The organism is Inquilinus sp. 2KB_23, assembly GCF_052115705.1.
Taxonomy (GTDB): Bacteria; Pseudomonadota; Alphaproteobacteria; order DSM-16000; family Inquilinaceae; genus Inquilinus; species Inquilinus ginsengisoli_A.
This window is the reverse complement of the sequence record NZ_JBFRHF010000009.1, coordinates 184,600-208,780: the sequence shown is the minus strand read 5'-3', so window position 1 is coordinate 208,780 and position 24,181 is coordinate 184,600. Positions and strand designations below refer to the sequence as shown.

At 71.1% G+C, this 24,181-nt stretch carries 24 protein-coding genes and 1 riboswitch; of the genes, 3 read left to right on the top strand and 21 right to left on the bottom strand.

The window, feature by feature from the left end; all coding sequences use genetic code 11:
- Nucleotides 1-7: 7 nt before the first annotated feature.
- The 11 genes from cobU to AB4112_RS13955 all read right to left on the bottom strand — a co-directional run bounded on the left by cobU (nucleotide 8) and on the right by AB4112_RS13955 (nucleotide 11,299).
- Entirely contained in the window at nucleotides 8-532 is a 525-nt protein-coding gene (cobU, locus tag AB4112_RS14005; RefSeq protein ID WP_309796572.1) for a bifunctional adenosylcobinamide kinase/adenosylcobinamide-phosphate guanylyltransferase, read from the bottom strand.
- A gap of 122 nt (nucleotides 533-654) precedes the next feature.
- Nucleotides 655-869, bottom strand: a riboswitch (cobalamin riboswitch).
- Between the two features lie 41 nt (nucleotides 870-910).
- A complete protein-coding gene (locus AB4112_RS14000; protein ID WP_309796570.1) occupies nucleotides 911-1,948 on the bottom strand; it encodes an ABC transporter permease in 1,038 nt (345 codons plus the stop codon).
- Nucleotides 1,949-1,968: 20 nt separating this feature from the next.
- Nucleotides 1,969-3,465: a sugar ABC transporter ATP-binding protein gene (locus AB4112_RS13995; RefSeq protein WP_441720456.1), complete on the bottom strand. Its 1,497-nt coding sequence runs from the start codon at nucleotides 3,463-3,465 to the stop codon at nucleotides 1,969-1,971.
- A gap of 165 nt (nucleotides 3,466-3,630) precedes the next feature.
- Nucleotides 3,631-4,656 carry a sugar ABC transporter substrate-binding protein gene (locus AB4112_RS13990; protein ID WP_309796567.1) on the bottom strand — a complete coding sequence of 342 codons (1,026 nt, stop codon included), beginning with the start codon at nucleotides 4,654-4,656 and terminating at the stop codon, nucleotides 3,631-3,633.
- A 312-nt stretch (nucleotides 4,657-4,968) separates the two neighbouring features.
- Nucleotides 4,969-6,141, bottom strand: coding sequence for an acyl-CoA desaturase (locus AB4112_RS13985; protein ID WP_309796566.1), 1,173 nt, complete (start codon nucleotides 6,139-6,141; stop codon nucleotides 4,969-4,971).
- Nucleotides 6,142-6,282: 141 nt separating this feature from the next.
- Nucleotides 6,283-6,579, bottom strand: a complete 297-nt coding sequence (locus AB4112_RS13980; protein ID WP_441720454.1) for a hypothetical protein — start codon at nucleotides 6,577-6,579, stop codon at nucleotides 6,283-6,285.
- A gap of 35 nt (nucleotides 6,580-6,614) precedes the next feature.
- Nucleotides 6,615-7,316 (bottom strand): ABC transporter ATP-binding protein, encoded by a 702-nt coding sequence (locus AB4112_RS13975; RefSeq protein ID WP_309796614.1) that lies wholly within the window; start codon nucleotides 7,314-7,316, stop codon nucleotides 6,615-6,617.
- Between the two features lie 5 nt (nucleotides 7,317-7,321).
- Nucleotides 7,322-8,074: an ABC transporter ATP-binding protein gene (locus tag AB4112_RS13970; protein WP_309796563.1), complete on the bottom strand. Its 753-nt coding sequence runs from the start codon at nucleotides 8,072-8,074 to the stop codon at nucleotides 7,322-7,324.
- Nucleotides 8,067-9,053, bottom strand: a complete 987-nt coding sequence (locus tag AB4112_RS13965; protein ID WP_309796560.1) for a branched-chain amino acid ABC transporter permease — start codon at nucleotides 9,051-9,053, stop codon at nucleotides 8,067-8,069. The genes AB4112_RS13970 and AB4112_RS13965 overlap by 8 nt, the downstream gene beginning before the upstream one ends.
- Nucleotides 9,043-9,966 (bottom strand): branched-chain amino acid ABC transporter permease, encoded by a 924-nt coding sequence (locus AB4112_RS13960; protein ID WP_309796558.1) that lies wholly within the window; start codon nucleotides 9,964-9,966, stop codon nucleotides 9,043-9,045. Before AB4112_RS13960 ends, AB4112_RS13965 begins: the two co-directional genes overlap by 11 nt.
- A 157-nt stretch (nucleotides 9,967-10,123) precedes the next feature.
- Nucleotides 10,124-11,299: an ABC transporter substrate-binding protein gene (locus tag AB4112_RS13955; RefSeq protein WP_309796556.1), complete on the bottom strand. Its 1,176-nt coding sequence runs from the start codon at nucleotides 11,297-11,299 to the stop codon at nucleotides 10,124-10,126.
- A 205-nt stretch (nucleotides 11,300-11,504) separates the two neighbouring features.
- Here AB4112_RS13955 and AB4112_RS13950 point away from each other — a divergent pair, with 205 nt between their 5' ends.
- Nucleotides 11,505-12,005 carry a GNAT family N-acetyltransferase gene (locus AB4112_RS13950; protein ID WP_309796555.1) on the top strand — a complete coding sequence of 167 codons (501 nt, stop codon included), beginning with the start codon at nucleotides 11,505-11,507 and terminating at the stop codon, nucleotides 12,003-12,005.
- Here AB4112_RS13950 and cobD read toward each other — a convergent pair.
- The 3 genes from cobD to cobA are packed head-to-tail and all read right to left on the bottom strand — an operon-like array spanning nucleotide 12,002 to nucleotide 15,150.
- Nucleotides 12,002-12,988 carry a threonine-phosphate decarboxylase CobD gene (gene cobD, locus AB4112_RS13945; protein ID WP_441720451.1) on the bottom strand — a complete coding sequence of 329 codons (987 nt, stop codon included), beginning with the start codon at nucleotides 12,986-12,988 and terminating at the stop codon, nucleotides 12,002-12,004. The genes AB4112_RS13950 and cobD overlap by 4 nt on opposite strands.
- A complete protein-coding gene (locus tag AB4112_RS13940; protein ID WP_441720449.1) occupies nucleotides 12,985-14,307 on the bottom strand; it encodes a cobyrinate a,c-diamide synthase in 1,323 nt (440 codons plus the stop codon). Before AB4112_RS13940 ends, cobD begins: the two co-directional genes overlap by 4 nt.
- Before the next feature lie 3 nt (nucleotides 14,308-14,310).
- Nucleotides 14,311-15,150 carry a uroporphyrinogen-III C-methyltransferase gene (gene cobA / locus AB4112_RS13935; protein WP_441720447.1) on the bottom strand — a complete coding sequence of 280 codons (840 nt, stop codon included), beginning with the start codon at nucleotides 15,148-15,150 and terminating at the stop codon, nucleotides 14,311-14,313.
- A gap of 71 nt (nucleotides 15,151-15,221) precedes the next feature.
- On the opposite strand from cobA, the gene AB4112_RS13930 reads away from it, so the two are divergent.
- Both AB4112_RS13930 and AB4112_RS13925 read left to right on the top strand, forming a co-directional pair.
- Nucleotides 15,222-16,328, top strand: a complete 1,107-nt coding sequence (locus tag AB4112_RS13930; RefSeq protein ID WP_441720445.1) for a cobalt-precorrin-5B (C(1))-methyltransferase — start codon at nucleotides 15,222-15,224, stop codon at nucleotides 16,326-16,328.
- Nucleotides 16,318-17,082: a cobalt-precorrin-6A reductase gene (locus AB4112_RS13925; RefSeq protein ID WP_441720443.1), complete on the top strand. Its 765-nt coding sequence runs from the start codon at nucleotides 16,318-16,320 to the stop codon at nucleotides 17,080-17,082. Before AB4112_RS13930 ends, AB4112_RS13925 begins: the two co-directional genes overlap by 11 nt.
- On the opposite strand, the gene AB4112_RS13920 is transcribed toward AB4112_RS13925, so the two are convergent.
- The 7 genes from AB4112_RS13920 to AB4112_RS13890 form a co-directional block, all read right to left on the bottom strand.
- Nucleotides 17,079-17,657 (bottom strand): HupE/UreJ family protein, encoded by a 579-nt coding sequence (locus AB4112_RS13920; protein WP_441720441.1) that lies wholly within the window; start codon nucleotides 17,655-17,657, stop codon nucleotides 17,079-17,081. The genes AB4112_RS13925 and AB4112_RS13920 overlap by 4 nt on opposite strands.
- Before the next feature lie 17 nt (nucleotides 17,658-17,674).
- A complete protein-coding gene (gene cobM / locus AB4112_RS13915) occupies nucleotides 17,675-18,457 on the bottom strand; it encodes a precorrin-4 C(11)-methyltransferase (RefSeq protein ID WP_441720439.1) in 783 nt (260 codons plus the stop codon).
- The gene (cobJ, locus tag AB4112_RS13910) at nucleotides 18,454-20,253 is read right to left on the bottom strand and encodes a precorrin-3B C(17)-methyltransferase (protein ID WP_441720437.1); all 1,800 of its coding nucleotides are present in this window, start codon (nucleotides 20,251-20,253) and stop codon (nucleotides 18,454-18,456) included. The genes cobM and cobJ overlap by 4 nt, the downstream gene beginning before the upstream one ends.
- The gene (gene cobI, locus AB4112_RS13905; protein WP_441720435.1) at nucleotides 20,250-20,954 is read right to left on the bottom strand and encodes a precorrin-2 C(20)-methyltransferase; all 705 of its coding nucleotides are present in this window, start codon (nucleotides 20,952-20,954) and stop codon (nucleotides 20,250-20,252) included. The genes cobJ and cobI overlap by 4 nt, the downstream gene beginning before the upstream one ends.
- A complete protein-coding gene (gene cbiE, locus AB4112_RS13900; protein ID WP_441720433.1) occupies nucleotides 20,951-22,174 on the bottom strand; it encodes a precorrin-6y C5,15-methyltransferase (decarboxylating) subunit CbiE in 1,224 nt (407 codons plus the stop codon). Before cbiE ends, cobI begins: the two co-directional genes overlap by 4 nt.
- The gene (locus AB4112_RS13895; RefSeq protein WP_441720509.1) at nucleotides 22,174-22,818 is read right to left on the bottom strand and encodes a precorrin-8X methylmutase; all 645 of its coding nucleotides are present in this window, start codon (nucleotides 22,816-22,818) and stop codon (nucleotides 22,174-22,176) included. The genes cbiE and AB4112_RS13895 overlap by 1 nt, the downstream gene beginning before the upstream one ends.
- 104 nt (nucleotides 22,819-22,922) lie before the next feature.
- Nucleotides 22,923-24,047 carry a sirohydrochlorin chelatase gene (locus AB4112_RS13890; protein ID WP_441720431.1) on the bottom strand — a complete coding sequence of 375 codons (1,125 nt, stop codon included), beginning with the start codon at nucleotides 24,045-24,047 and terminating at the stop codon, nucleotides 22,923-22,925.
- Nucleotides 24,048-24,181 lie beyond the last annotated feature (134 nt).

Sequence of the window (24,181 nt, the reverse complement as noted above, 5' to 3'; positions counted from 1 at the left end):
GTCTCTCTCAGGCGGATTTCAGGGTTAGGGGAAGGCCGGCGGCGACGAAGACGACGGAGGGAACCACGGCCGCCACGGCCTGGTGCAGGCGCCCGGCATGGTCGCGGAAGGCGCGGGCCAGGGCGTTGTCGGGGACGATGCCGAGCCCGACCTCGTTCGAGACCAGCACCACGGGGCCGGCCGGCGCCGCCAGCCAGCGCACCAGCCGGTCGGTCTCATCAGCGATGTCGCGGTCGGCATGCATGAGGTTGGACAGCCACAGCGTCAGGCAGTCGACCAGCACGGCGTGGCCGGGGCCGGCGACCTTGTCCAGGGTCTCGACCAGCTCCAGCGGCGCCTCGACCGTGCGCCAGCGCGAGCCGCGCTGTTCCTGGTGGCGGGAGATGCGCTCGACCATCTCGGCGTCCCAGGCCTCGGCGGTGGCGAGATAGATGCAGTCGCCGGGCTGGCTCTCGACCAGCGCCTCGGCATGGCGGCTCTTGCCCGAACGGGCGCCGCCCAGCACCAGCGTCGCTGCCGGCAGACTAGCCACTGATAGCTCGATGCTGCACGCCTCGCCCTTCCGGTCGGCCGGCCAGGGCAATCGGACGCCGGAGACGGTGCCCGGAAGGCGCCATGCATCCCGCGCCACCGGTTCACCCCGCCCGGCGGTTCGCACGCATCGCCTCGCCGGCAGGTCTCCTGGCTCGCGGGTCGTCGCCTGCCTCCGCCTTCCCGGCCATCGGCCAGTGGCTGTCGGAGTTGGGCTCGCCGCCTACAGTTGCGGGGGCAGCCGCGGATCAGGCCTCCTGAAAGGATAGACCGTCCCGCGTTCCCTTTTCATCCCCTCGGGCGTCCGCCCTTGGGGAACCAGCTGCGCGATGGCCGCACAGTAGGAGGCGCGGGCAAGGGGGTCAACGGCGCCGAAGCGTCACGACGCCTTGCCGGTGTCGCCGGCGGAGCGCAGCCGCTGGGCGTAGACGTTGATCACCAGGGCCGCGAGCAGGATCAGGCCGCGGATCAGGATCTTCAGGAAGCTGTCGATGTTGACGTGGTCCAGCCCGTTGTTCAGCACGCCCAGGATGAACAGCCCGATGATGGTGTTGCCGATGCCGCCGCGGCCGCCGAACAGGCTGGTGCCGCCGACCACCACCGCGGCGATGGCGTCGAGCAGGAAGGTGTCGAACTCGTTCTGCTGGGCGCTGCCGAAATAGGCGACGCCGAGCATGCCGGCGATGCCGGAGCAGACGGCCGAGATCACCATCACCGCGCCGACGATGACCCGGACGTTGACGCCGGAATACTCCGCCGCCTCGCGGTTGCCGCCCACCATGTAGACGTAGCGGCCGAAGCGCGTGTAGGTCAGCACCAGGTGCCCGGCCAGCAGCATGATGGCGGCCACGATCACGATCCATGGGATGCCGCCGATCGAGCCGGAGCCCAGGGTGACCACCAGCGGCGGCACGGCATAGGCGATCTGGCCGCGCACCAGCATGGCGCAGATCCCCGCGCCGATCTGCATCATGGCCAGGGTCATGATGAAGGACGGGATGCCGATCCGCGTCACCCCCACCGCGTTGACCAGGCCCAGCAGGGCGCAGCCGGCGAGCGCGATCACGATCGCCAGCCAGCCCGGCAGCGGCACGTTGGCGATGGTGACGTAGGTTTCCTGCGCGGTCAGGAAGGCGACGATGATGCCGGTGGCGTTGGCGATGCTGGCCACCGACAGGTCGATCTCGGCGCACAGGATCACGAAGGTCAGGCCGACGGCGATCACCGCCGTCACCGAGATCTGGTTCAGGATGTTGCTGAAATTGTCGACCGTCAGGAAGGACGGGCTGGCGATGCTGAAGAAGCCGACCAGGATGATCAGGGTGATGAACGGCGCGATGTTGCGCAGCTGCCCGCCCAGCATCCCGCCGAGCCGGGAGGCGGTGCCGCGGACCGGCGGTTTGGCTGACGCGTCCATGCGATTCCCCTGCTCCACCATCATGCCGCCTCGAGCAGGCGGTCCTTGCTGACCATGCCGCCGGCGAATTCGCGGGTGATGCCGCCCTTGCGCATCACCAGGATGCGGTCGGCGAGCGACAGCACCGTCTCCGGCTCGGCCGACACCACCACCACGCCGATGCCCCGGTCGCGCAGGCCGCGCACGATCCGGACCACATCCTCCTTGGCGCCGACATCCATGCCGCGGGTCGGCTCGCTCAAGATCAGCACCTTGGGCGTGAAGGTCAGCCACTTCGCCAGGGCGACCTTCTGCTGGTTGCCGCCGGACAGGGCGCCGAGATGCGCGTCGACATGCGGGGTGCGGATGCGCAGCTCCTCGACCCGCTCGCGGGCGATGCGCCGCTCCGACTCCGGGCTCAGCAGCCAGCGCGACACCCGGTCCAGGATGGCGATCGAGGTGTTCTTGTAGATCGGCTCGTGGTGGAACAGCATCGCCCGCCGGCTTTCCGGCACGAAGGCGATGCCGGCGCGGCGGGCGACGGCGGTGCTGCGCAGCCGCACGGCCCGGCCGGCGACCCGGATCCGGCCCTGGTCGGGCTGCAGCTTGCCGAACAGGGTGCGCGCCAGCTCCAGCTGGCCGCAGCCCATGAAGCCGTAGATGCCCAGCACCTCGCCCGCCCGCACCTCCAGCGAGATGTCGTTGTAGAAGCGGTCGGCCGACAGTCCTTCCGCCGCCAGCACCACCGGGGCGCCGGGCTTGGAGTCGAGCCGGATCTCGCCGGTGTAGCTTTCCTCCAGCTCGCCGTGGCCGGCGCCGATCATGTGCTCGATCAGCRCCGCCTTGTCGGTCTCGGCGGCGCGGGCGCTGAGGATGCGGCGGCCGTTGCGGAACACGGTGACGGCGTCGGACACCTTCAGGATGTCGTCGAGGAAATGCGAGATGAAGACGAAGCTGCGGCCCTCCTCGCGCAGCCGCCGCAGCACGCCGAACAGGCGCTCGATCTCCGGCGGCGACAGCGCCGAGGTCGGCTCGTCCAGGATGATGATGCGGGCGCCGGAGAACAGCACCCGGGCGATCTCGATCAGCTGCTGCAGCCCGATCGGCAGCGCCCCGGCTGGCGTGCGCGGGTCGACGTCGATGCCCAGCCGGCGGATCTGCTCGCCCGCCGCCTTGCGCATCCCGGCCCAGTCGACGATGCCGAAGCGGCCGACCGGCTGGGTGCCGAGGAACACGTTCTCGGCGACGCTGAGGTCCGGCACGATGCTCAACTCCTGATGCACCATGCCTACCCCGGCGGCGGCCGCGTCGCGGGCCGAGCGGAAGCGGACGGCCCGCCCCTCGATCCGCATCTGCCCGTCATAGTCGGCATGCACGCCGGCGATGATCTTCATCAGCGTCGACTTGCCGGCGCCGTTCTCGCCGACGAGGCCATGGATCTCGCCGGCCTCGAGCGTGAAGTCGACCTCCCGCAGCGCCCGGACGCCGCCGAACGACTTCGAGATGCCGCTCAGCTCGAGCAACGGAGTCTGGGTCATGGCGCGGGCCTGTCCATTCTTCGAGACGTCTTCCGGACGCCCGCCTCCATCGTCATTGCGAGGAGGCGAAGCCGACGAAGCAATCCATGGCGCCGATGCGGGCTGCCCCATGGATTGCTTCGCTGCGCTCGCAATGACGATCCTTTCACGACCGATCGGCTGCGATCAGATCAGGAAGTGATCCTGCATCCACTGCATGCCGGCGGCGTTGGCCTTGGTGACCACGGGACCGTCGGTGACGACCGATTTCGGGATGCCTTCGCCGGTCTTCTCACCGCCGGTCACGGCCGCGACCCCCGCCACCACGGCGCCGCCATGGATGCGGCAGGACGGGTTGCGCACGGTCGCGAACATGCGGCCTTCCGAGACCGCCTGGATCGCCGGTGGCATGGCGTCGACGCCGCCGATCAGGATGTCGGTGCGGTTGTGCGCCTTCATCACGTTGTAGGCGGCCAGCGCCATGTCGTCGTTGTGGAAGAAGGCGGCGCTGATCTTCGGATACTTGGTCAGGTGGGTCTCCCAGATCCGGGCCACCTTCGACACGTCCCAGTCGCCCGGATCGGTGTTGAGCACCTCGATCTTCGGGTACTGCTTGACCACCGAGTCGAAGCCGCGGGCCCTGCCCTGCGCCCCGGTGTGGCCAAGCGCGCCCTGGGTCATGATGATGGTGCCCTCGCCCTTGATGGCGGTGCACAGCGCCTGGGTCACGGCGGCGCCCATGAACTCGTTGTCGGGGGCCAGGAAGGAGTGGACGTTGATCTGCTCCAGCGGCGCGATCAGCGTGTCCATGTCGATCACCGGGATGCCGGCGTCAATCATCTTCTGCACCGGCTGGGTCAGCGTGCCGATGCCGAAGGCCTGGATCGCCACGAAGTCCCATTTCTGGGAGGCCATGTTGTCGATCGCGCCGCGCTGCTTCGGCGCCGCGAGCTCGCCGTCGAACCAGGTGATCTCGACGTTGAACAGCTTGCCCCAGAATTCCGCGGCCTGCTTGCCCTGGGCGCACCACGTCGCCTGCAGGCCGGCATTCGAGAAGGCTGCCTTCAGCGGCTTCTCCGACCGGCCGACGGCCTCGGCCGCCTCGGCCGCCGTCTTCAGGTCCACGCCGCCGAACAGGGCCGCCGCGGCGCCCGCCGAGGCGGCTGCGGCGACCATGAAGTCACGTCTGCTGCGATGTTCGCGATCGCCCATCTTCGTGTCCTCCCAATGTCTGGCAAAGATCTGCCACGAGCTTCTTTTGAGCTCAGACCGGGATTCTGACAGCGCTGTCAGCGGGACGCAACGTCAAACCGGTGCGGGCCCGGGGCAATCGGCCTTTGCGTTGCCTCTCCCGCTTGCGGGAGAGGTCGGAGACGCGAAGCGGCTCCGGGTGAGGGGATTTTGTCGAGGCCTGGGCCAGCCCTCACCCGGTCTCGCTGCGCGAGCCCGACCTCTCCCGCCTGGCGGGAGAGGCAACACGCTCCTTCTCGGCCCGATCCGGCGTCCACCGGATCGGATGGCCGGTCAGGCCGCGGCCAGGCGCTTGCTGACGGCGTCGAGGACCATGCGGTGGGCGCGCTCGACGATGTCCTCCATCGACCGCGTCTTGGCGAACATCGCCGCCGCGCGCAGCCGGAACTCCTCGCGGGTCGGCAGCGCCGGGAAATGTGCCTTGGCCAGCAGGTCCACGGTCTTGTGCTGGGCGGCCGCCAGGGCGTCCTGCAGGTCCGACAGGGTCGGCGCATGGGCATGGGCCAGCGCCTCGCGCATTGCCGCGGCGATGCGGTCGATGTGGAAGCTGCCCGCCAGCTCGGCGGCCGCGCGCTCGATGATCTTGGTGCCCAGGCGCTGCTCGTTGCGCAGCACCGCCTCGGGCGGGGTCTTCAGGTTCCACACCACGCCGCACCAGGACAGGGCCTTCAGGATGTAGAAGGTCGGGTCGAACTCCCACCAGCGGAAGCCCTGACGCACGCTGCTCTGGAAGGCGTGGTGGTTGTTGTGCCAGCCCTCGCCCATGGTCATCAGCGCCAGCAGCCAGTTGTTGCGGGAATCGTCGCCGGTGACGTAGCGCTTGCGGCCATGCACATGGGCCAGCGAGTTGATGCAGAAGGTGCCGTGATAGACCAGCACCGTGCTCCAGACGAAGCCGACCACGAGGCCCGACCAGCCGCCGATCAGGAAGGTGATCACGGCCAGGATGACGGCCGGGGTCAGCTCCCACCGGTGCAGCAGCATCAGCTCGGGGAAGCGCGCGAAATCGGCGATCTTGCCCAGGTCGGTGGTGCGGTGGCGGGTCGAGAAGATCCAGCCGAGATGGGCGTAGGCGAAGCCCCGGTGCCGCGGCGAATGCACATCCAGCTCGGTGTCGGAATGCAGATGGTGGTGCCGGTGCTTGGCGGCCCACCACAGCGCGCTCTTCTGCGCCGTGCTCTGCGACAGGAAGGCCAGGAAGAACTGGAAGACCCGGCTAGTGGAATAGGCCCGGTGGGCGAAATAGCGGTGGTAGCCGGCGCCGATGGCGAAGATGCGCAGGACGTACAGGACCACGCAGATCACCAGCGCCTGCCAGGTGACGCCGGTCCAGATCGCCGCGAAGCTGGCGAGGTGCAGCAGGACGAACGGCACCGCCTCCGGATACAGGATGTCCTCGTGATGGTCGTCCGAGGCTTCGTCCAGTCCGGGGTTCGGGGTGGTCATGGGCTCCGTGATCCTTGCCGATCTCAAATGCATCGACCGCGACGACAGGCCGGGGCGTCCCCTAGATAGGGTACCGGGCGGCGGCGTCAAGCCGAAGCAGCCGCCGATGCCCGGCGTCAGTGTCGCACGCGACCCCCGGTTTCAGCGGCTGGCCTTCATCTGCCCGACCCGGGCGGCCAGCTCGGCGAAGGACAGGGCCGGGCCGTCCGCCGTGGCCCGGTTGGCGAGCCGGAGGTAGCGCAGCGGAAAGCAGATCGCCTCGACGCTCGCGGCGCTCAGCTCGGTCGGCCGCCGGGAGTTCGAGACCAGGGCGGTCTCGGCCCGCTCCAGCGCGCCGTCGATCTCCTCCTGGTCGAGCAGGCCCTTGTCGCGCAGGGCCGTCATCAGCGCCGTCATCGCGGCATAGACGCCTTCGAGCTGGAGATTGGCCGAGTTCATCGCACACCTCGCAGTGGGGGAACGCGCAGCCGGGATCATACAGCCAGATAGCGCTCGCGTATCCCCTCCGCCGCCATCAGCTCGGTGCTGGTGCCGCTCCACACCACCCGCCCCTTCTCGATCACCGCATGGCGCTGGGCCAGGCGCAGCAGCGCGTCGAGGGTCTTGTCGATGATCAGGATCGACTGGCCCTCGCCCTTCAGCCGGCCCAGGCAGTCCCAGATCTCGGCCCGGATCAGCGGCGCCAGCCCCTCGGTCGCCTCGTCCAGCACCAGCAGCTTCGGGTTGGTCATCAGCGCCCGGCCGATCGCCAGCATCTGCTGCTCGCCGCCCGACAGCTGGGTGCCGCGGTGCCGCCGCCGCTCCGCCAGCCGCGGGAAGGCGGCGTAGACCCGGTCCAGCGTCCAGGGCGCGGGCCGGCGGAAGCGGTCGGCGGCGGTGGCGACCAGATTCTCCTCCACCGTCAGGGTCGGGAAGATCTGGCGGCCCTCGGGCACCAGCCCGATGCCGGCCTGGGCCAGGCGGTAGGGCGGCAGGCCGGTGACGTCGGCGCCGTCGAACACGATGCGGCCGGCGGCGGGGCGCAGCAGCCCCATCAGGCTGCGGATGGTGGTGGTCTTGCCCATGCCGTTGCGGCCCAGCAGGGTCGCGATCTCCCCCGCCCCCACGGTCAGGGCGACGCCGAACAGCACCTGGGCGCCGCCATAGCCGGCCTCCAGCCCGTCGATGGTCAGCAGCGCGGTCATGCCGCCTCCTCGCCGAGATAGGCGGCGCGGACCTCCGGGCTGGCGCGGATCTCGTCCGGCGCGCCGGTGGCGATGATGCGGCCATAGACCAGCACCGAGATGCGGTCGGCCAGGGCGAACACCGCGCTCATGTCGTGCTCGACCAGGATCATCGGCAGGCCGCCGGCCAGGCCCTTCAGCAGCTCGACCAGCCGCGCCGTCTCCTCGCGCCCCGTCCCGGCCATCGGCTCGTCCAGCACCAGCAGCTTCGGCTCCAGCGCCAGGGCCATGGCGAGTTCGAGCTGGCGCTTCTCGCCATGGCTCAGCGCTCCGGCCGGCGTCGCGGCGCGGGCGGCCAGGCCGGTGCGGGCCAGCAGCGCCTGGGCGGCGGCGTTGAGGTCGGGGTCGCGGCCCGCCGGCCGGAAGAAGCGGAAGCTGGAGCCGCGCCGGCGCTGCACCGCGGTCGCCACATTCTGCAGCACGGTGAAGCCGGGCAGCAGATGGGTGATCTGGAAGGTGCGGGCCAGGCCGCGCTGGGCTCGGGCGTGCGCCGGCAGCCGGGTGATGTCCCCGCCCAGGAAGCGGATGGTGCCGGCATCGGGCACGAGGCGGCCGCAGAGCTGCTGGATCAGCGTGGTCTTGCCGGCGCCGTTGGGCCCGATCAGGGCGTGGATCTCGCCCGGCCGCACCTCGAAGCCGACCCCGTCGGTGACGGTCAGCGCGCCGAAGCGCTTGCACAGGCCCTCGACGGCCAGCACCGGCTCAGTCATGGCGGATCTTCCCCAGCAGCCCGCCCAGACCGCCGCGCAGGAACAGCACCACCAGGATCAGGAGCGGCCCGAAGATCAGGCGCCAATGCTCGGTGACGCCGGACAGCAGCTCCTCGGTCAGCAGGAAGGCGGCGGCGCCGATGATGGCGCCGTGCAGGCTGCCGATGCCGCCCAACACCACCATGACGATCAGCTCGCCCGAGCGCTGCCAGGACATGTAGGCCGGGCTGATGAAATCGGCCTGGATCGCCAGCAGCGCCCCGGCGAGCCCGGCGATGGCGCCGGCGATGACATAGGCGGCGAGGCGGTAGGCGAAGGGGTCGTAGCCGAGGGCGCGCATCCGCTCCTCGTTCTCGCGGCAGCCGCGCAGCACCCGGCCGAAGCGCGAGCGGGTGACGGCGCGGCACAGCCCCCAGGCCGCGATCAGCAGAGCGAGGACGACATAGTGAAAGGCCGATCGGTCGTTCAGCCATTTGAATCCGGCGACCAGCGGCTTGGCCCACAGCGTCAGCCCGTCGTCGCCGCCATAGGCGGACAGGCTGGTCATGGTGAAATAGGCCATCTGGCCGAAGGCCAGGGTGATCATGATGAAGTGCACGCCGCGGGTCTTCAGCGAGATGGCGCCGGTCAGCAGGGCGAACACCGCCGCCGCCAGCATCGCCGCCGGCAGCAGCACCAGCCCCTCGCCCACCCCGGCATCGGCCAGGATGCCGACGGCATAGGCGCCGAGGCCGATGAAGGCGGCGTGGCCGAAGGACACCAGCCCGCCATAGCCGAGGATCAGGTCAAGGCTGACCGCGGCGATAGCGAAGATCATGATCCGGCTGACGATGGTCAGGGCGTAGCTGCCGGCGCCGAGCAGCGGCGCCACCACCGGCACCAGCGCCAGCACGGCGAAGATCAGCAGCGCCGGCCACGCCGAGCGCAGCGCCGACGGGGATGCGGGGGCCTCCGTCGTGACCATCACATCACTGGCCATGGGCGGGGAACAGTCCGGCGGGGCGGAAGAACAGGATCGCCGCCATCAGCAGGTAGATCAGCATCGAGGCCAGGGCCGGCCCGACCTGGTTTGCCGAGGCCGGCGCCAGCACCAGCTTGAAGATGTCGCTGGCGAAGGACCGGCCCAGCGTGTCGACCAGCCCGACCAGCAGCGACGCCATGAAGGCGCCCTTGATCGACCCGATGCCGCCGATGACGATGACCACGAAGGCCAGAATCAGGAAGTTGTCGCCCATGCTGGGCTCGACCGCGAAGATCGGCCCGGCCAGGGCGCCGGCGAAGCCCGCCAGCATGGTGCCGACGCCGAACACCACCATGAACAGCCGGCGGACGTTCACCCCCAGCGCCGAGACCATGTCGGCGTTGCTGGCCCCGGCCCGCACCCGCATGCCGATCCGGGTCCGGGTGATCAGCACCCACAGCAGCGCGGCGACGCCGAGGCCGGCCGCCAGCACCGCGAGGCGGTAGACCGGGTACAGCAGGCCCGGCATCAGCGCGATCGACCCGGACAGCGCCTCCGGCATCGGGATGCTCAGCGGTGAGGATCCCCACAGCGCCCGCACCGCCTCGTTGAAGAACAGGATCAGGCCGAAGGTCGCCAGCACCTGGTCGAGATGGCTGCGGCCGTAGAGGTGCCGGAACACCAGCACCTCCAGCAGCAGGCCCAGCGCCAGCGCCGCCGCCAGCGACAGCAGCAGCGCCGCCAGGAAATGCCCGGTCAGGCCGTAGAAGGCGACGGCGAAATAGGCGCCGAGCATGTACTGCACGCCATGCGCCAGGTTGATGAAGTCCATCACCCCGAAGACCAGCGTCAGCCCGGCCGCGATCAGGAACAAGAGCACACCGAGCTGCAGCCCGTTCAGGGTCTGGACGACCAGGAGGGTGGTGCTCATGGCAGAGCCCTTCCGCCTTCCGATACCGTCATTGCGAGCGCAGCGAAGCAATCCATCGGGCAGCCCGCACCGGCGCCATGGATTGCTTCGTCGGCTGCGCCTCCTCGCAATGACGGCGGGGGAACAAGCAGGACCGGAGACAGCACGCCGGCCGGCCTCAGTTCATCGCGCACTGGTCGGCGTAGGCGTCGCCGTAATGCGGGAACACGGTCGAGACCCGGCTGGTGACGATCTTGCCGTCGTCGCGCTTCACCACCTCGGTCAAATAGAAGTCCTGGACCGGGAAGTTGTTCTTGTTCCAGGCGAAGTCGCCGCGGACGCTGGCCCATTTGGCGGCCCGGATCGCGGTCTTCAGCGTCTCGGCATCGGCCTTGCCGCCGGCCTGGCGGATGGCCGCGTCGATCAGCTTGGCCGCGTCATAGCCGTTGGCGGCGTACAGCGCCGGCTCGTAGCCGTATTCGGTCTCGAAGGCGGCGACGAAGGCCTTGTTGGCGGGGTTGTCCAGGTTCGGCGCCCATTGCGCCCCGGCGAACAGGCCCAGCGCCGCGTCCTTGGTCGCCGGCAGCGTGGTCTCGTCGACGGTGAAGGCGGACAGGAACGGGATGCGGTCGGCCAGGCCGGCCTGGCGGTACTGGCGCACCAGGTTGACGCCGGACCCGCCGGGCATGAACACATACACCGCCTGCGGCTCGGCCGCCGCGATCTTCGCCAGCTCGGCCGAGAAATCCTGCTGGTTGACCTGGGTGTAGATCTCCTCGGCCACATCGCCCTTGTAGAAGCGCTTGAAGCCGGCCAGCGCGTCCTTGCCGGCCTGGTAGTTCGGGGCGATCAGCGCGACCTTGGTCCAGCCCTTGTCCTGGGCATACTTGCCCATGACCTCGTGGTTCTGGTCGTTCTGGTAGGAGACCGAGAAGAAATACGGGTTGCAGCCCTTGCCGGCCAACGGCGACGGCCCGGCGTTGGGGCTGATCAGGATCTTCTCGGCGTCGGTCACCGGCTTGGCGATCGCCATCATGACGTTGGAGAAGACGACGCCGACGACGATGTCGACCTGGTCGCTCTCCAGCAGCTTGCGCACCTTGTTGACCGCGACGTCGGGCTTCAGCTCGTCATCCTCGACCACCACCTCGGTCGGAATGCCGCCGAGCTTTCCGCCCAGCTCCTTGACCCCGAGCTGGAAGCCGTCGCGCATGTGCTGGCCCAGCGCGGCGGGTGGGCCGGAGAGCGTGGCCATGAAGCCGATCTTGAGCTTGCCCTCTTCCGCCTGGGCGCCCAGCGGCAACGCCACCGCCAGTATCGCAGCCGCCAACAAGGCCGGAACGCGTCTCGCCATGATGCTCTCCCCCGTTTCTTGCCGCGCCGACGGTGGCCGCCGATCGCGCCGTCAGTCTTTCATGTGCCCCCGTCCGGCGGAAGCGATTGCAATGATCTAATCATGAAATGCTTTAAGTTTAAAACAGATTCCCGCCCGGGGTTCGAAAGCGGGATCTGCCGCGCTATGATCGCCCCGATCCGGCGACACCGAAGGACCCGACCGCATGACCGATCCCGGCTTCACCCTGCGGGCGATGCGTCCCGAGGACTGGCCCGACATCGTCGAGATGCAGGCCCAGCCCCGCTACCGCTGGGGCACGCTGCAGACCCCCTTCCGGTCGCCCGACGCCATCCGCAAGCAGCTCGAAGCGATCCCGCCGGACGAGGTCCAGATCGTCGCGGTGGTCGAGGGCCGCGCGGTCGGCCGGGCCCAGTTGCAGCCGGGCAAGGGCCGGCGCGCCCATGCCGGCTACATCATCATGGGCGTGCATGACGATTTCCACGGCCGCGGCATCGGCTCGGCCCTGATGGCGGCGCTGATCGACAGCGCCGACAACTGGCTGGACCTGAAGCGGCTGGAGCTGGGGGTGTGGACCGACAACGAACCGGCGATCGCGATCTACAAGAAGTTCGGCTTCGAGATCGAGGGCCGCGAGCGCGCCTACGCCTATCGCGACGGCGAGTATGTCGACGGCTACGTCATGGCCCGGCTCCGGGGGCTTTAACCCAGCGCGGCGGCCAGCCGTTCGAAGCCGGCGGCATCGGCAGGCAGGCCGAAGCGCAGCAGGGTCGGCCGGTCCGGGAAGGGCCGGACCAGGATGCCGGCCCGGCCGAGGCGGTTCCACACCCCGGCCGCGTCCGGATGCCCAGCCAGCCGGAACAGGTCGGTGCCGCCACGGTCCCGCAGGCCACGGGCTTCGAGTGTCGCCGTGAGCTTCGCGGCGTCGGCCGACAATCTCGCCCTCGCCGCGCCTTGCCAGGCCCGGTCCGACAGGGCGGCGATGCCGATCTCGATCGCCGGGCCGGGCACGGCCCAGGGGCCGAGCAGGCGGGCCAGCCGGTCGATCTCCGCCACAGCCCCCAAGGCGAAGCCGAGCCGCGCGCCGGCCAGGCCGAAGAATTTACCGAACGATCGGAGAATCAATAGCCCGGGCCGCCCGGCCTCCGCCGCCACGCTGGCCTGGGGGGCGACCTCGGCGAAGGCCTCGTCGACCACCAGCAGGCCGCCACGCGCCGCCAGACCATCTGCAAGAGCCAGCAGTCGGTCGGACGGGACGATGCGGCCGTCGGGGTTGTTCGGGTTGACCAGGACCACGACATCGGCCGCGGCAGCCGCGTCCAAACTGTCGACCGCGGTCACATCAGCCCCTTCCGCCGCCCAGCAGGCGGCATGTTCGCCATAGGTCGGGCCCAGGATGGCGACGCGTGCGCCGGGCCGCAGCCGCGGCAGCAGCTGGATCAGGATCTGGGTCCCCGGCGCGGCGACCACCGGCGCGGTATCTGGGGCGCCATAGGCGTCCCGCGCCGCCGCCAGCAGCTGCCGCAGCCGGTCGTGCTGCGGCAGCCGGTGCCAGGCGGCGGGGTCGATCGCCGGGATCGGATAGGGCACCGGATTGATGCCGGTGGAGAGGTCGAGCCAGCCCCGGGCCGGGACACCCCAGCGCGCTTCGGCCGCGGCGAGGTCGCCGCCATGCGGAACCATACTCATGCCTGGTCGATCAGGTGGAAGAAGGAGCCGAAGACCGATCCGGCGCGCCGGCCGAGGAAGCCCAGCGGCGCATCCTCGGCGTCCCAGGCCTCGAACAACGGCTCGCCCGGCCCTTCGGCGCGGATCGAGGCATAGTGGAACTCATGCCCGCGCCACGCCGTGCCGGCAGGCCCCAGCGGGGTCGCTGCGGCCAGCACCGCCCGGCGATAGCCCAGATGCAGCCGCCGTTCGGCGAAGGAGGTCTCGACCGGCAGCAGCCCGGCCATGGCGTGGCGCTGCCCTTCCGCGTCGGTCAGGCCGGTGCCGAGCACCATGTAGCCGCCGCACTCGCCATAGACCGCCCTGCCCCGGGCCGCCGCGGCGCGCAGCCCGTCGAGGAACCGGCGATTCCCGGCCAACCGGCCGGTATGGAGTTCGGGATAGCCACCCGGCAGGTAGACGGCATCGGCCATCGGATCCGGCGCCTCGTCGGCCAGCGGCGAGAAATGCAGGATCTCCGCCCCCGCCTCGCGCCACGCCGCCAGCAGATGCGGATAGGTGAAGGCGAAGGCCGTGTCCGCGGCGACGGCGATGCGCTGGCCGAGGGGTGGAATGAAGCTTTCTGAGTCCCCCCTCCCGCGGGGGGAGGGGGGACTCAAAAGAGCGAGTTGCCTTACAGCTTCCACATCCACGGCCGCCCCGATCGCCGCCCCGGCCGCGGCCAGGAACGCCTCCAGCGCCGCATGCTCCCCCGCCTGGACCAGGCCGAGATGGCGCGAGGGCAGCGCCAGGGCCGGCAGGCGCGGCACCAAGCCGAGCACCGGCAGGCCGGCATGACCGGCGGCGCGGCGCAGGATCGCCGCGTGCCGCGGGCTGCCGACCCGGTTGAAGATCACCCCGTCGATCCGGACGTCGTCGCGGAAGGCCTTGAACCCGGCCAGCACCGCCGCCGCCGAGAAGCCCTGCCCGCCCGCGTCCAGCACCAGGACCACCGGCCAGCCGAAGCGGGCGGCGAGATCGGCGGCCGAGCCGTCACCGGACGCGCCCGGCCCGGGGGCGCCGTCGAACAGCCCCATCGCCGCCTCGACGATCAGGAGATCCGCATTCTCCGCCTGGCGCTCCGCCAGCGCGTCCAGCGTCTGCGGCCGCATCGCCCAGCCATCCAGGTTGACGCAGGGCCGGCCGCTGGCCGCGGCGTGAAAGGCGGGGTCGATGTAGTCCGGCCCGGATTTGGCCGAGGCCACCGCCACGCCGCGGTCGCGCAGATGGCGCAGCAGCCCCAGCGTCACCACCGTCTTGCCGCTGCCGGAGGACGGCGCCGCGATCATCAGGGCCGGCATGGCTCAGACCGCCTCGCCCTTCGCGCGGGTGCCGAGCGGGTCCTTGGTCAGGACCTTGCCGGCCAGGGCACCGTGCCAGTCCAGCGCCTGGCGCAGCCGCACCACCTCGCCGACCACCACCACGGCCGGGGCCTGCAGCCCCTGGGCCTCGACATCCGCGGCCACCGTGGCCAGCGTCGATTCCAGCACCCGCTGCTCCGGCGTCGTCGCCCGGCTGATCACCGCCACCGGCTCGGTCGGCGCGCGGCCGCCCTCGACCAGATGCGCCGCGATCCGGCCGATATGCTTGATCGCCATATAGACCACGATGACCGGCGAGCCGCGGGCGATCGCCGCCCAGTCGATGCCGCCGGTGACGTCGCCGGTGGCGTCGTGGCCGGTCAGGAAGGTCACGGCATGGTTGGTGTCGCGATGGGTCACCGGGATACCGGCATAGGCCGGGCCGCCGATCCCGGCGGTGATGCCCGGCACGATGCGGAACGGGATGCCGGCCTCGACCAGCGCCAGCCCCTCCTCCCCACCCCGCCCGAACACGAAGGGGTCGCCGCCCTTCAGCCGCAGCACGCGCTGGCCGGCCTGGGCCAGCTGGATCAGCCGGGCGGTGATGTCGGGCTGTTTCGGCGACGGCTTGCCGCCGCGCTTGCCGGCGAATTCCAGCACGGCGCCCGGCGGGGCGAGGGCGATGACCGCGTCGGACACCAGCGCGTCATAGACCACGACATCGGCGGACTGCAGCGCGTGCAGCGCGTGCAGCGTCAGCAGGCCGGGATCGCCGGGCCCGGCGCCGACCAGCCAGACCCAGCCGGGTTCGAAGGCCGGGAAGGACAAGGGAAGATCAACCATCGCCGTCACCTTAGAACGCGCGCCCCGGCATCGCTATGCAGCGTGCGACGCATGCTGTATCGAAATCCATCATGGCCCGCAAACCTGCCCAGACTTCCGAGGGAGCGCCGTTGCGGCGCGGCTGGACCACCGGGGCCTGCGCCACCGCCGCGACCGCCGCCGCCTATACCGCGCTGCTGACTGGACGCTTCCCGGATCCGGTGACGATCGCCCTGCCGCGCGGGGAGACGCCCGCCTTCGCCCTGGCGCTGGAAGGGCTCGGCCCCGGCTGGGCGCGGGCCGGCATCATCAAGGATGCCGGCGACGATCCGGATGTGACCCATGGTGCTCTCGTCGTCTCCGAAGTGCGGCGCGGCGAGGCCGGATCGGGCGTCCGCTTCAAGGCCGGCCCCGGGGTCGGCACCGTCACCCTGCCCGGCCTGCCGATCCCGCCCGGCGAGCCGGCGATCAACCCGGTGCCGCGCCGGATGATGTCGGAGGTGGTGGCGCGGATCGCCGCCGAACATGGCGACGCCGGCGATGTGGTGATCGAGATCTCGATCCCGGACGGCGACAAGCTGGCGCAGAAGACCTGGAACCCGCGGCTCGGCATCCTCGGCGGGCTGTCGGTGCTGGGCACCACCGGCGTGGTCGTGCCGTTCTCCTGCGCCGCCTGGATCCATTCGATCCATCGCGGCATCGATGTCGCCCGGGCCCTCGGCCTGGGCCATGTCGCCGGCTGCACCGGGTCGACCTCGGAAGCCGCGGTGGTCGCGCGCTATGGGTTGTCCGAGAACGCGCTGCTCGACATGGGCGACTTCGCCGGCGGGCTGCTGAAGTACCTCAGGGCGCACCCGATCCCGCGCCTGACCATCGGTGGCGGCTTCGGCAAGCTGACCAAGCTGGCGCAGGGCTTCCTGGATCTGCATTCCGGCCGCAGCGAGGTCGATTTCGACTGGCTGGGCGACCGGCTGGCCGAGGCCGGCGCCCCGGCCGAACTGGTCGACCAGGCGCGGAACGCCAACACGGCGAAGCAGGTGCTCGATTTGGCGGGCGCGGCCGGCATCCCCCTGGCCGATCTGGTGGCACGCCGGGCGCAGGCGACGGCGCAGGCCGTGGTCGAAGGCAGCGGCGTCGCCGTCGAGATCCTGGTGTTCGACCGCCAGGGCGGGCTGGTGGGGGCGGCCGATGGCTGGTAGGCGCCTGCTGATCCTCGGGGGCACCACCGAGGCGGCGGCGCTGGCCCGTGCGCTGGCCGAGGCGGGCGGCTGGGACGTCACCACCTCGCTGGCCGGTCGCACCCGGGCACCGGCCGCGCTGCCCGGCGCGGTGCGCACCGGCGGCTTCGGCGGGGTCGACGGGCTGGCGGCGTATCTGCAGGCCGAACGCATCGACCGGGTGATCGACGCCACCCATCCCTTCGCTGCCACCATGTCGGCCCATGCCGTCGCCGCCTGTGCCCGGCTCGGCCTGCCCTTGCTGCGCATCGAGCGGCCGGCCTGGGTTGCGGTGGCGGGCGACCGCTGGATCGACGTGGCGGATGCGGCCGAGGCCGCCGACTGGCTGGCCTCGGCGCTGCCGGCCGGCGCTGCCGTGCTGCTGACCCTGGGCCGGCAGGAGGTGGCGCCGTTCCAACGCTGTGCTGGGTTGCGCTTCGTGCTGCGCTCGATCGAGCCGCCGGCGCCGCAGGATCTGCCGGCGGATTGCCTGCTGCTGAGCGAGCGCGGCCCGTTCACGCTGGATGGCGAGCGCACCCTGATCGCGCGCCACGGCATCCGCGCCGTGGTCGCCAAGAATGCCGGCGGCGACGCCACCGCGGCGAAGCTGACGGCGGCGCGCGAGGCGGCGATCCCGGTGGTCATGATCCGACGCCCGGCGCTGCCGGCGGCATCAGCCCCCATCCCGATAGTGGCCGACATCGCCGGGGCGCTGGACTGGCTGGCAGGCGCTTAACCGGCTGCGATGACGACGCCGGCCACGGCGATCGCCGCGCCCAGCGCCCGCTCGACGGCGGTCAGGTTAATCCGCTTCAGGCCCAGCGCCACGCCGATGCCGGCGCCGTGCAGGATCGCCGTCGCCACCATGAAGCCGACGCCATAGGTCAGGGCCGAAGCGTCCGGGTGCATCTCGGCGCCATGGGCATAGCCGTGGAACACGGCGAACACGCCGGTCACCGCCATGCCGATCCAGGCCACCGGCCGCACCGCCAGAGCGATCATCGCGCCGAACACCACGATCGACCCGGCGATGCCGATCTCCACCATCGGCAGGCCCAGCCCTTCGATGCCGGCAAGACCGCCCAGCGCCATCAGCGCCAGGAAGGCCAGCGGCGCCTGCCAGACATAGCGGCCGCCGACCTGGCCGGCCCAGATGCCCACGGCGACCATGGCCAGGATGTGGTCGAGGCCGGACAGCGGATGCTCGAAGCCGGCGGTGAAGCCGGAGACGTCATGGCCGGGATGAGCATAGGCCGCCACCGGCAGCAGCGTGGCGAGAACGGCGAGTGCGGCGGTCTTGGTGAATCGCATCGGAAATCCCCCTTCGGTCAGGATACGGAAACGGTCTTCTTGGCGCGCTTCGGGCGCAGCACGTGGACATGCGCCGGGTCGTACAGGGCGCTGTCGGTGAACTCGGTGTCGCCCAGCACCCGGCCGACCAGGATCAGCGCGGTGCGGGTGATCTTGGCCGCGCGCACCTTGGCGCCGATATCGGCCAGGGTGCCGCGGATGATCTGCTGGTCCGGCCAGGTGGCGCGATAGATCACCGCCACCGGGCAATCGGCGCCGTAGCGCGGCTCCAGCGCCCGGCGGATCGCCGGGATGTTGCGGATCGACAGATGGATCGCCAGCGTCGCGCCGGACTGGCCGAGCGTCTCCAGCTCCTCGCCCAGCGGCATGGCCGAGGCCTTCATCGTGGTCCGGGTCAGGATCACGGTCTGGCTGACATCGGGCAGAGTCAGCTCGGTGCCCAGCGCCGCGGCGGCGGCGGCGAAGGCCGGTACGCCCGGGGTGATGGTGTAGGGGATGTCCAGCGCCTTCAGCCGCCGGATCTGCTCCGCTATGGCGCCATACAGCGACGGGTCGCCGGAATGCACCCGGGCGACGTCCTGGCCCGCGGTATGGGCCGCCTCGATCTCGGCGATGATCTGGTCGAGATGCAGCGGCGCGGTGTCGACCACCCGTGCCTCCGCCGGCGCATGCGCCACCACCGCCTCCGGCACCAGCGACCCGGCATAGAGGCAGACCGGGCAGCGGGCGATCAGGTCGCGGCCGCGCAGGGTCAGCAGATCGGGCGCGCCGGGGCCGGCGCCGATGAAATGCACGGTCATGCCCGCTGCGCCTCCGGCTTGTCGCCATAGCCGCGCGGCGTGTAGACGCGCGGGGTGCCGTCGCCGAGCAGCAGCGCCCGGCTCTCCGAGGACCCGACCAGCACCAGGGTCAGCATGTCGACCATGTCGACGGTCAGCTCGCCCAGCGTGGTGACGGTCAGGGTCTCGCCCTCGCGGCCGAGATTGCGGCCCAGCACCACCGGTGTCGCTGCCGGTCGGTGCGCCAGCAGGATCTCGCGGGCACGGGCCAGCTGGCTGCGCCGGCGCTGCGACACCGGGTTGTAGAAGGCGACGACGAAATCGCCCTGCCCCGCCGCCGCGATCCGCTTCTCGATCGCCGGCCAGGGCGTCATCAGGTCGGACAGCGAGATGGTGCAGAAATCATGACCCAGCGGCGCGCCGATCCGGGCCGCCGCCGCCTGCATCGCCGAGATGCCGGGCACGGTGGTGATCTCGACCCGGCGCCAGTCCGGCCGGCCGCCGCGTTCGACCAGCTCCCACAGCAGGCTGCCCATGGCGTAGATGCCGGCATCGCCGGAGCAGATCAGGGCGACATCCCGCCCCTCCGCCGCCAGGTCGAGCGCCGCGCGCACCCGCAGTTCCTCCTCGCCCAGCTTGTAGTCGTGCCGGGCCTTGCCGGCCGCGGCCGGACCGAGCAGGTCGATATAGAGGCTGTAGCCGACGAGGTCGGTGGCCCGGGCGATCAGCCGGTCGGCCTCCGGCGCCCGCCAATCCGCCCGACCCGGACCCATGCCGATCAGCGCCAGCGTGCCGCGGCGGCGGCCGATGCGATCCGGGTCGAGAATATCAGGTGCTTCGGCCACGGCGCAGGTGGCGCGGCGTGACTTGTGTTTCTCGACGATGAGGCGGCCGCCAGGGCCGGCCGCGGCCAGCGCCGCCGCCTCGGCCACGCCATGGCAGCCGATCTCGCGGAACACCACCTCGGATGGGTTGGCGAGGCGTGGCGTCTCGGCCTCCAGCGTCGCCGGGTCGAACACGCGCAACGGCAGGCCCAGCGCCTGCGCCGCCGCCTGCAGCCCGGCCTCGTCGGCCTTGAGGTCGACCGAGACCAGCGCCGCGACGGCTCCCAGCGCCAGCCCGGCCTCGGCCAGGGTGTCGCGGATCAGCGCCTCGATTTCCGCCGCCTCGGCGCCACGCTCGCAGCCGACGCCGACCGCCAGCACCGCCGGGTGGAACACCAGCCGGTCGGGATCGGCCGGGAGGGCCCGGATGTCGGCGACGATCCCCTTGCGCGCCGTCGGGTTGAGTGGAAGGCCGGCCCCGGCCAGCCAGGTCAGGCCATCCTCGATCCGCACGGTCTCGCCGGCCAGAAGATCGGCCACGAAACTCTTGTAATCGCTGGTTTCCGACAGGCGCCAGCCGGCCGGCGGATCGTCCAGCGCCACGCCGAAACGCAGATCGCCGGCGGTGGTGATCGCTGGCGAGATACCCAGCGCCTGTGCCACCTGCCGCGCCAGGTCGTTGGCGCCGTGATGCCCGCCCAGCAGCGGCACCACGGCGCTGCCATCCTCCGCCACCGCCAGCACCGGCGGCTCGGTGCGCTTGTCGGACAGCAGCGGCGCCAGGATGCGGATCAGCGCCCCCGCGGCGCAGAGGCCGATGATCGGCTCCCCCGCCTGGAACAGCGTCCGCAGGTGGTCGGCCAGCTTGTCGAAGGCGACATCCGCGCCGGTGACGCGGCAGGACGGCGCGTGGATCGCAGCATCGGGCAACAACGGCTTGAGACGTCGAGCGATTTCGAGTCCGCCCGCGGTCAGGGTGATCAGCGCCGTCATCGCCACGCCGCCCCGCGCCGATGCGCCAGGATCATCGAGAAATACGGCACGGTGTCGGGGTCGACCTCGGCCAATGGCAGCACCCGCTGATGCCCGAGCGTCGCCCGCTCGACATAGTGGGCATCGCGATACAATCCAGTTTCTTCAAGCAATTGCGATATCTTTTTGAAGTGACGCCTGAGCTTCATGATCGCCACCGCCTCGGCGGCCTGCAGCCGTGGCCGCAGTTCCTCCGCCGGCAACGGCGCCGGCAGAACCGTCAGCACGTCGTTGCGGGCGGCCAGCGGCAGCCCGATGGCGGCGGCGCAGGCGGTGAGCGAGGAGACGCCGGGCACCACCTCGATCCGGTGGCGCTCCGCCAGCCGGCCGAACAGATACATGAACGAGCCGTAGAAGAACGGGTCGCCCTCGCACAGCACCGCCACGTCGCGCCCGGCCTCGAGATGGCCGCCGATCTCCACCGCCGCGGCATCGTAGACCGCCTGGGCCGGAGCGGGATCGACCCGCATCGGCACGCGGATGGCGATCTCCACCTGCCCGCCCGGCAGATGCGGCGCCACGATCGCCCGGGCGAAGCTGTCGCCGACATCCGGCGCCGGGTAGGCCACAACCGGCGCCGCGCGCAGCAGCCGCAGCGCCTTCAGCGTGACCAGCTCCGGATCGCCCGGCCCGACGCCGAGGCCGTAGAGGGTGCCGGTCATGCCGCCCCCCACGGCTTCACCGCCGCCCATTGCGTCACCGGCATCAGCGGGCGCCAGCCGTGATAGCCGCCGATCGGCTCGGCGCGCGACACGGCGATGCGAGTCAGGCTGCCGCCGAGGCGGGCGTGGTGGCCGACCACCGCGGCCTCACCCTCCGCCGTCACCACATTGGCCACCAGCCGGCCGCCCGGCGGCAGCGCCGCCCAGCAGGCCTCGACCACGCCTTCCCCGGTGATGCCGCCGCCGATGAACACGGCGTCGGGCCGCGGCAGGTCGCCTGCCAGCGCGGCCGGCGCCTCGCCGCGCAGCACCTTCAGGAACGGGGTGCCCAGCGCCGCCGCGTTCTGGGCGATCAGGGCGATGCGGCTGTCGTCGCGCTCGATCGCCACGGCCCGGCTGCGCGGATCGCAGCGCATCCATTCGATGGCGATCGAGCCGCAGCCGGCGCCGACATCCCACAGCATCTGCCCGGGCGACGGCGCCAACGCGGCCAGGGTCATCGCCCGCATCTCGCGCTTGGTCAGTTGGCCGTCATGGGCGAAGGCGTCGTCCGGCAGCCCCGGCACGGTCGGGAAGACACGCGTCCCCGGCCCGGCGACGCAGTCGACCGCGATGGTGTTGAGGTCGTCGACCTCCTGGTCGCCCCACCCGTCCGCCGTGGCACGGGTGATCCGCTCGCCCTCCCCGCCCATCCGCTCCAGCACGGTGAAACCGCTGCGGCCCCAGCCGGTGTCGCGCAGCAGCGCGGCCAGCCGGCCCGGCGTGGTGAGGTCGGCGCTGAGCACCAGCAGCCTGGCGCCGGGCTGCAGATGCGGCACCGCCAGCTCCAGCGGCCGGCCGTGCAGCGTCACCATGCGCACCTCGACCAGCGGCCAGCCCAGCCGGGCGCAGGCCAGGCTGAAGGCGGAGGGCGCCGGCACCACCACCATCTCGGCGATCGGGATGCGGCGCGACAGGGTGACGCCGACGCCGAAGCACATCGGGTCGCCGCTGGCCAGCACGCACACCCGGCGGCCGCGCAGCGCCTCGATCTCCGGCACCAGGGCCAGCAGCTGCGGCGGCCAGGGGATACGCTGGCGGCCATCCTCCGGCACCATCTCCAGGTGCCGCTTGCCGCCGACCACGATCTCGGCGCTGTCGTAAAGGGCGCGGGCGGTCGGCGCCAGGCCGTCGAGCCCATCCTCGCCGATGCCGATGACCGAGAGCCAGGGCGCGACCATCAGATCCCGTCCCGCGCCAGGGCGTTGACCGCGGCCGAGGCCATGGCGCTGCCGCCGCGCCGCCCGGGCAGGGTCAGGAACGGCACGCCGAGGCCGCTGCCGGCCAGCGCCGCCTTGGATTCGGCGGCGCCGACGAAGCCGACCGGGAAGCCCAGGATCGCCGCCGGCTTCGGCGCGCCGTCGGCCAGCAGTTCCAGCAGCCGGAACAGGGCGGTCGGCGCGTTGCCGATCGCCACCACCGCGCCGTCCAGCCGGTCGCGCCACAGCTCGACCATCGCCGCGGAGCGGGTGGTGCCGAGGCGGCGCGCCAGGTCGGGCAGCGACGGATCGCCGATCAGCGAGACCACGTCGTTTCCGGCCGGCAGCCGGGCGCGGATGATGCCGGCCTCGACCATGCGGCAATCCGCCAGCACCGGCGCACCGGCCGCAAAAGCGGCCCGGCCGCGCGCCGCGACCTCGGGGTCGAAGACCAGGTCGTCGACCACCTCGACCATGCCGCAGGCATGGGCCACGCGGATGGCGATCTCGGCGAGATCGGGCGGGAACCGCTCCAGCCGCGCCTCGGCCCGGATGGTGGCGAAGGACTGGCGGTAGATCGCGTCGGGATCGCGGAGATAGTCATAGCGACGGGACGGGCCCGCCATGTCTTCCCCGGACGACAAAGCGAGGCCGCGCCGCTTCTCGATCTCGTCGAGCAGGGGCAGCGGTTCGTCGCCGGGGGTGTAGGAAGACCGCGCCATCCCTGCCCTCACCCGGCCTTCTTCAGGCTCTTCGGCCCCAGCGGGTGGTCGGCATGGGGATAGGGATGGTGGTGGTGGCCGTGATCGTGCCCATGGCTGTGCCCGTGGTCATGGCTGTGCCCATGATCGTGGCGATGCCCGTGATCGTGATCATGGCCGTGCGCGTGATCGTGAGGATGGCCGTGATCGCCGTGGTGGTGATGGTCGTGCCCGTGGTCATGGCCATGCTCATGCGCCGGGCCGCCGGCGATGCCCTCGACATGGTGGTGGTGGCTTTCCTGCGGCAGGCCGACCTCGGCCTCGAAGCCCAGCACCTGCATCCGGTACTTGCACATCTGGCAGTTCATGTTGCCGGTGCCGTCCAGGATCTCGCCGATGCGCTCCTCCAGCGTCGCCAGCACCAGCGGATGGTCGTTGAGGTAGCGCGCCTTGACGAATTCGATCCCGGGATGGCGCGCGGCCACCGTGTCGGTGGCGTCGTAGATCCGGTCGACCAGGATGCCGGTGAACAGGAAATACGGGAACACGACGATGCGGCGATAGCCCAGCTTGGCCGCATGCTCCAGCGCCGGCTCGACCAGCGGGAAGGTCACGCCGGAATAGGCGGTCTCGCCCCAGCCGAAGCCCAGACCCTCCCAGATCATCCGCATGACCTTGGCGACATTCGAATTGGCGTCGGGGTCCGAGGCGCCGCGGCCGACCACCACCAGCATGGTCTGGTGCAGCGGCACCGGCCCGTCGTCACGCCTTGCATCGGCGATCTCCACCGCCTCCTGCACCCGCTCGCCGGCGGCGCGCAGCATCTTCACGTCGATGCCGAGTTCGCGCCCGTAGCGGATGGTCAGGCCGGGGTTCTGGGCCTGGTAGGTGTTGAGCACCGAGGGAATGTCGTTCTTGGCGTGGCCGGCGGCGAACAGCATGCCCGGGATCGCCAGCACCTCGGTCACGCCCTTGGCCTGCAGCCGGTCCAGCCCGTCGCGGATGATCGGCCGGGCGAATTCGAGATAGCCGTAATCGACCTCGTATTGCGGCAGGCGGCGGCGCAGCTGCAGCGAGACGGCGGCGAATTCGTCCACGGCCCCCTGATCCCGGCTGCCATGGCCGCAGATCATCACACCCAGCTTGCCCGCCATCATGCCTCCTGGCCCCACGCCATGCCGGCACGGCCGGGACGAATCCCGGCAGCGGACGGTGGGCGGCACGCGCGGATATCGCTTGGATCTATCCGTCCGAAGAAACCCCGTTGCATCAAGCATCCCGGGGGCGT

Excerpts from the sequence above, each read along its gene's own strand:
- cobD (WP_441720451.1), bottom strand. The coding sequence starts at position 12,988 with ATGAGTATGGTTCCGCATGGCGGCGACCTCGCCGCGGCCGAAGCGCGC.
- AB4112_RS13970 (WP_309796563.1), bottom strand. The coding sequence starts at position 8,074 with ATGACTGAGCCGGTGCTGGCCGTCGAGGGCCTGTGCAAGCGCTTCGGC.
- AB4112_RS13895 (WP_441720509.1), bottom strand. The coding sequence starts at position 22,818 with ATGGCGGGCCCGTCCCGTCGCTATGACTATCTCCGCGATCCCGACGCG.
- cobM (WP_441720439.1), bottom strand. The coding sequence starts at position 18,457 with ATGACCGTGCATTTCATCGGCGCCGGCCCCGGCGCGCCCGATCTGCTG.
- AB4112_RS13960 (WP_309796558.1), bottom strand. The coding sequence starts at position 9,966 with ATGAGCACCACCCTCCTGGTCGTCCAGACCCTGAACGGGCTGCAGCTC.
- AB4112_RS13980 (WP_441720454.1), bottom strand. The coding sequence starts at position 6,579 with ATGAACTCGGCCAATCTCCAGCTCGAAGGCGTCTATGCCGCGATGACG.
- cobI (WP_441720435.1), bottom strand. The coding sequence starts at position 20,954 with ATGACCGGCACCCTCTACGGCCTCGGCGTCGGGCCGGGCGATCCGGAG.
- AB4112_RS13985 (WP_309796566.1), bottom strand. The coding sequence starts at position 6,141 with ATGACCACCCCGAACCCCGGACTGGACGAAGCCTCGGACGACCATCAC.
- AB4112_RS14000 (WP_309796570.1), bottom strand. The coding sequence starts at position 1,948 with ATGGACGCGTCAGCCAAACCGCCGGTCCGCGGCACCGCCTCCCGGCTC.
- AB4112_RS13950 (WP_309796555.1), top strand. The coding sequence starts at position 11,505 with ATGACCGATCCCGGCTTCACCCTGCGGGCGATGCGTCCCGAGGACTGG.
- AB4112_RS13965 (WP_309796560.1), bottom strand. The coding sequence starts at position 9,053 with ATGGCCAGTGATGTGATGGTCACGACGGAGGCCCCCGCATCCCCGTCG.
- AB4112_RS13920 (WP_441720441.1), bottom strand. The coding sequence starts at position 17,657 with ATGCGATTCACCAAGACCGCCGCACTCGCCGTTCTCGCCACGCTGCTG.
- AB4112_RS13930 (WP_441720445.1), top strand. The coding sequence starts at position 15,222 with ATGGCCCGCAAACCTGCCCAGACTTCCGAGGGAGCGCCGTTGCGGCGC.
- AB4112_RS13955 (WP_309796556.1), bottom strand. The coding sequence starts at position 11,299 with ATGGCGAGACGCGTTCCGGCCTTGTTGGCGGCTGCGATACTGGCGGTG.
- AB4112_RS13990 (WP_309796567.1), bottom strand. The coding sequence starts at position 4,656 with ATGGGCGATCGCGAACATCGCAGCAGACGTGACTTCATGGTCGCCGCA.
- cbiE (WP_441720433.1), bottom strand. The coding sequence starts at position 22,174 with ATGGTCGCGCCCTGGCTCTCGGTCATCGGCATCGGCGAGGATGGGCTC.
- AB4112_RS13925 (WP_441720443.1), top strand. The coding sequence starts at position 16,318 with ATGGCTGGTAGGCGCCTGCTGATCCTCGGGGGCACCACCGAGGCGGCG.
- cobJ (WP_441720437.1), bottom strand. The coding sequence starts at position 20,253 with ATGACGGCGCTGATCACCCTGACCGCGGGCGGACTCGAAATCGCTCGA.
- AB4112_RS13940 (WP_441720449.1), bottom strand. The coding sequence starts at position 14,307 with ATGCCGGCCCTGATGATCGCGGCGCCGTCCTCCGGCAGCGGCAAGACG.
- cobA (WP_441720447.1), bottom strand. The coding sequence starts at position 15,150 with ATGGTTGATCTTCCCTTGTCCTTCCCGGCCTTCGAACCCGGCTGGGTC.
- AB4112_RS13890 (WP_441720431.1), bottom strand. The coding sequence starts at position 24,047 with ATGGCGGGCAAGCTGGGTGTGATGATCTGCGGCCATGGCAGCCGGGAT.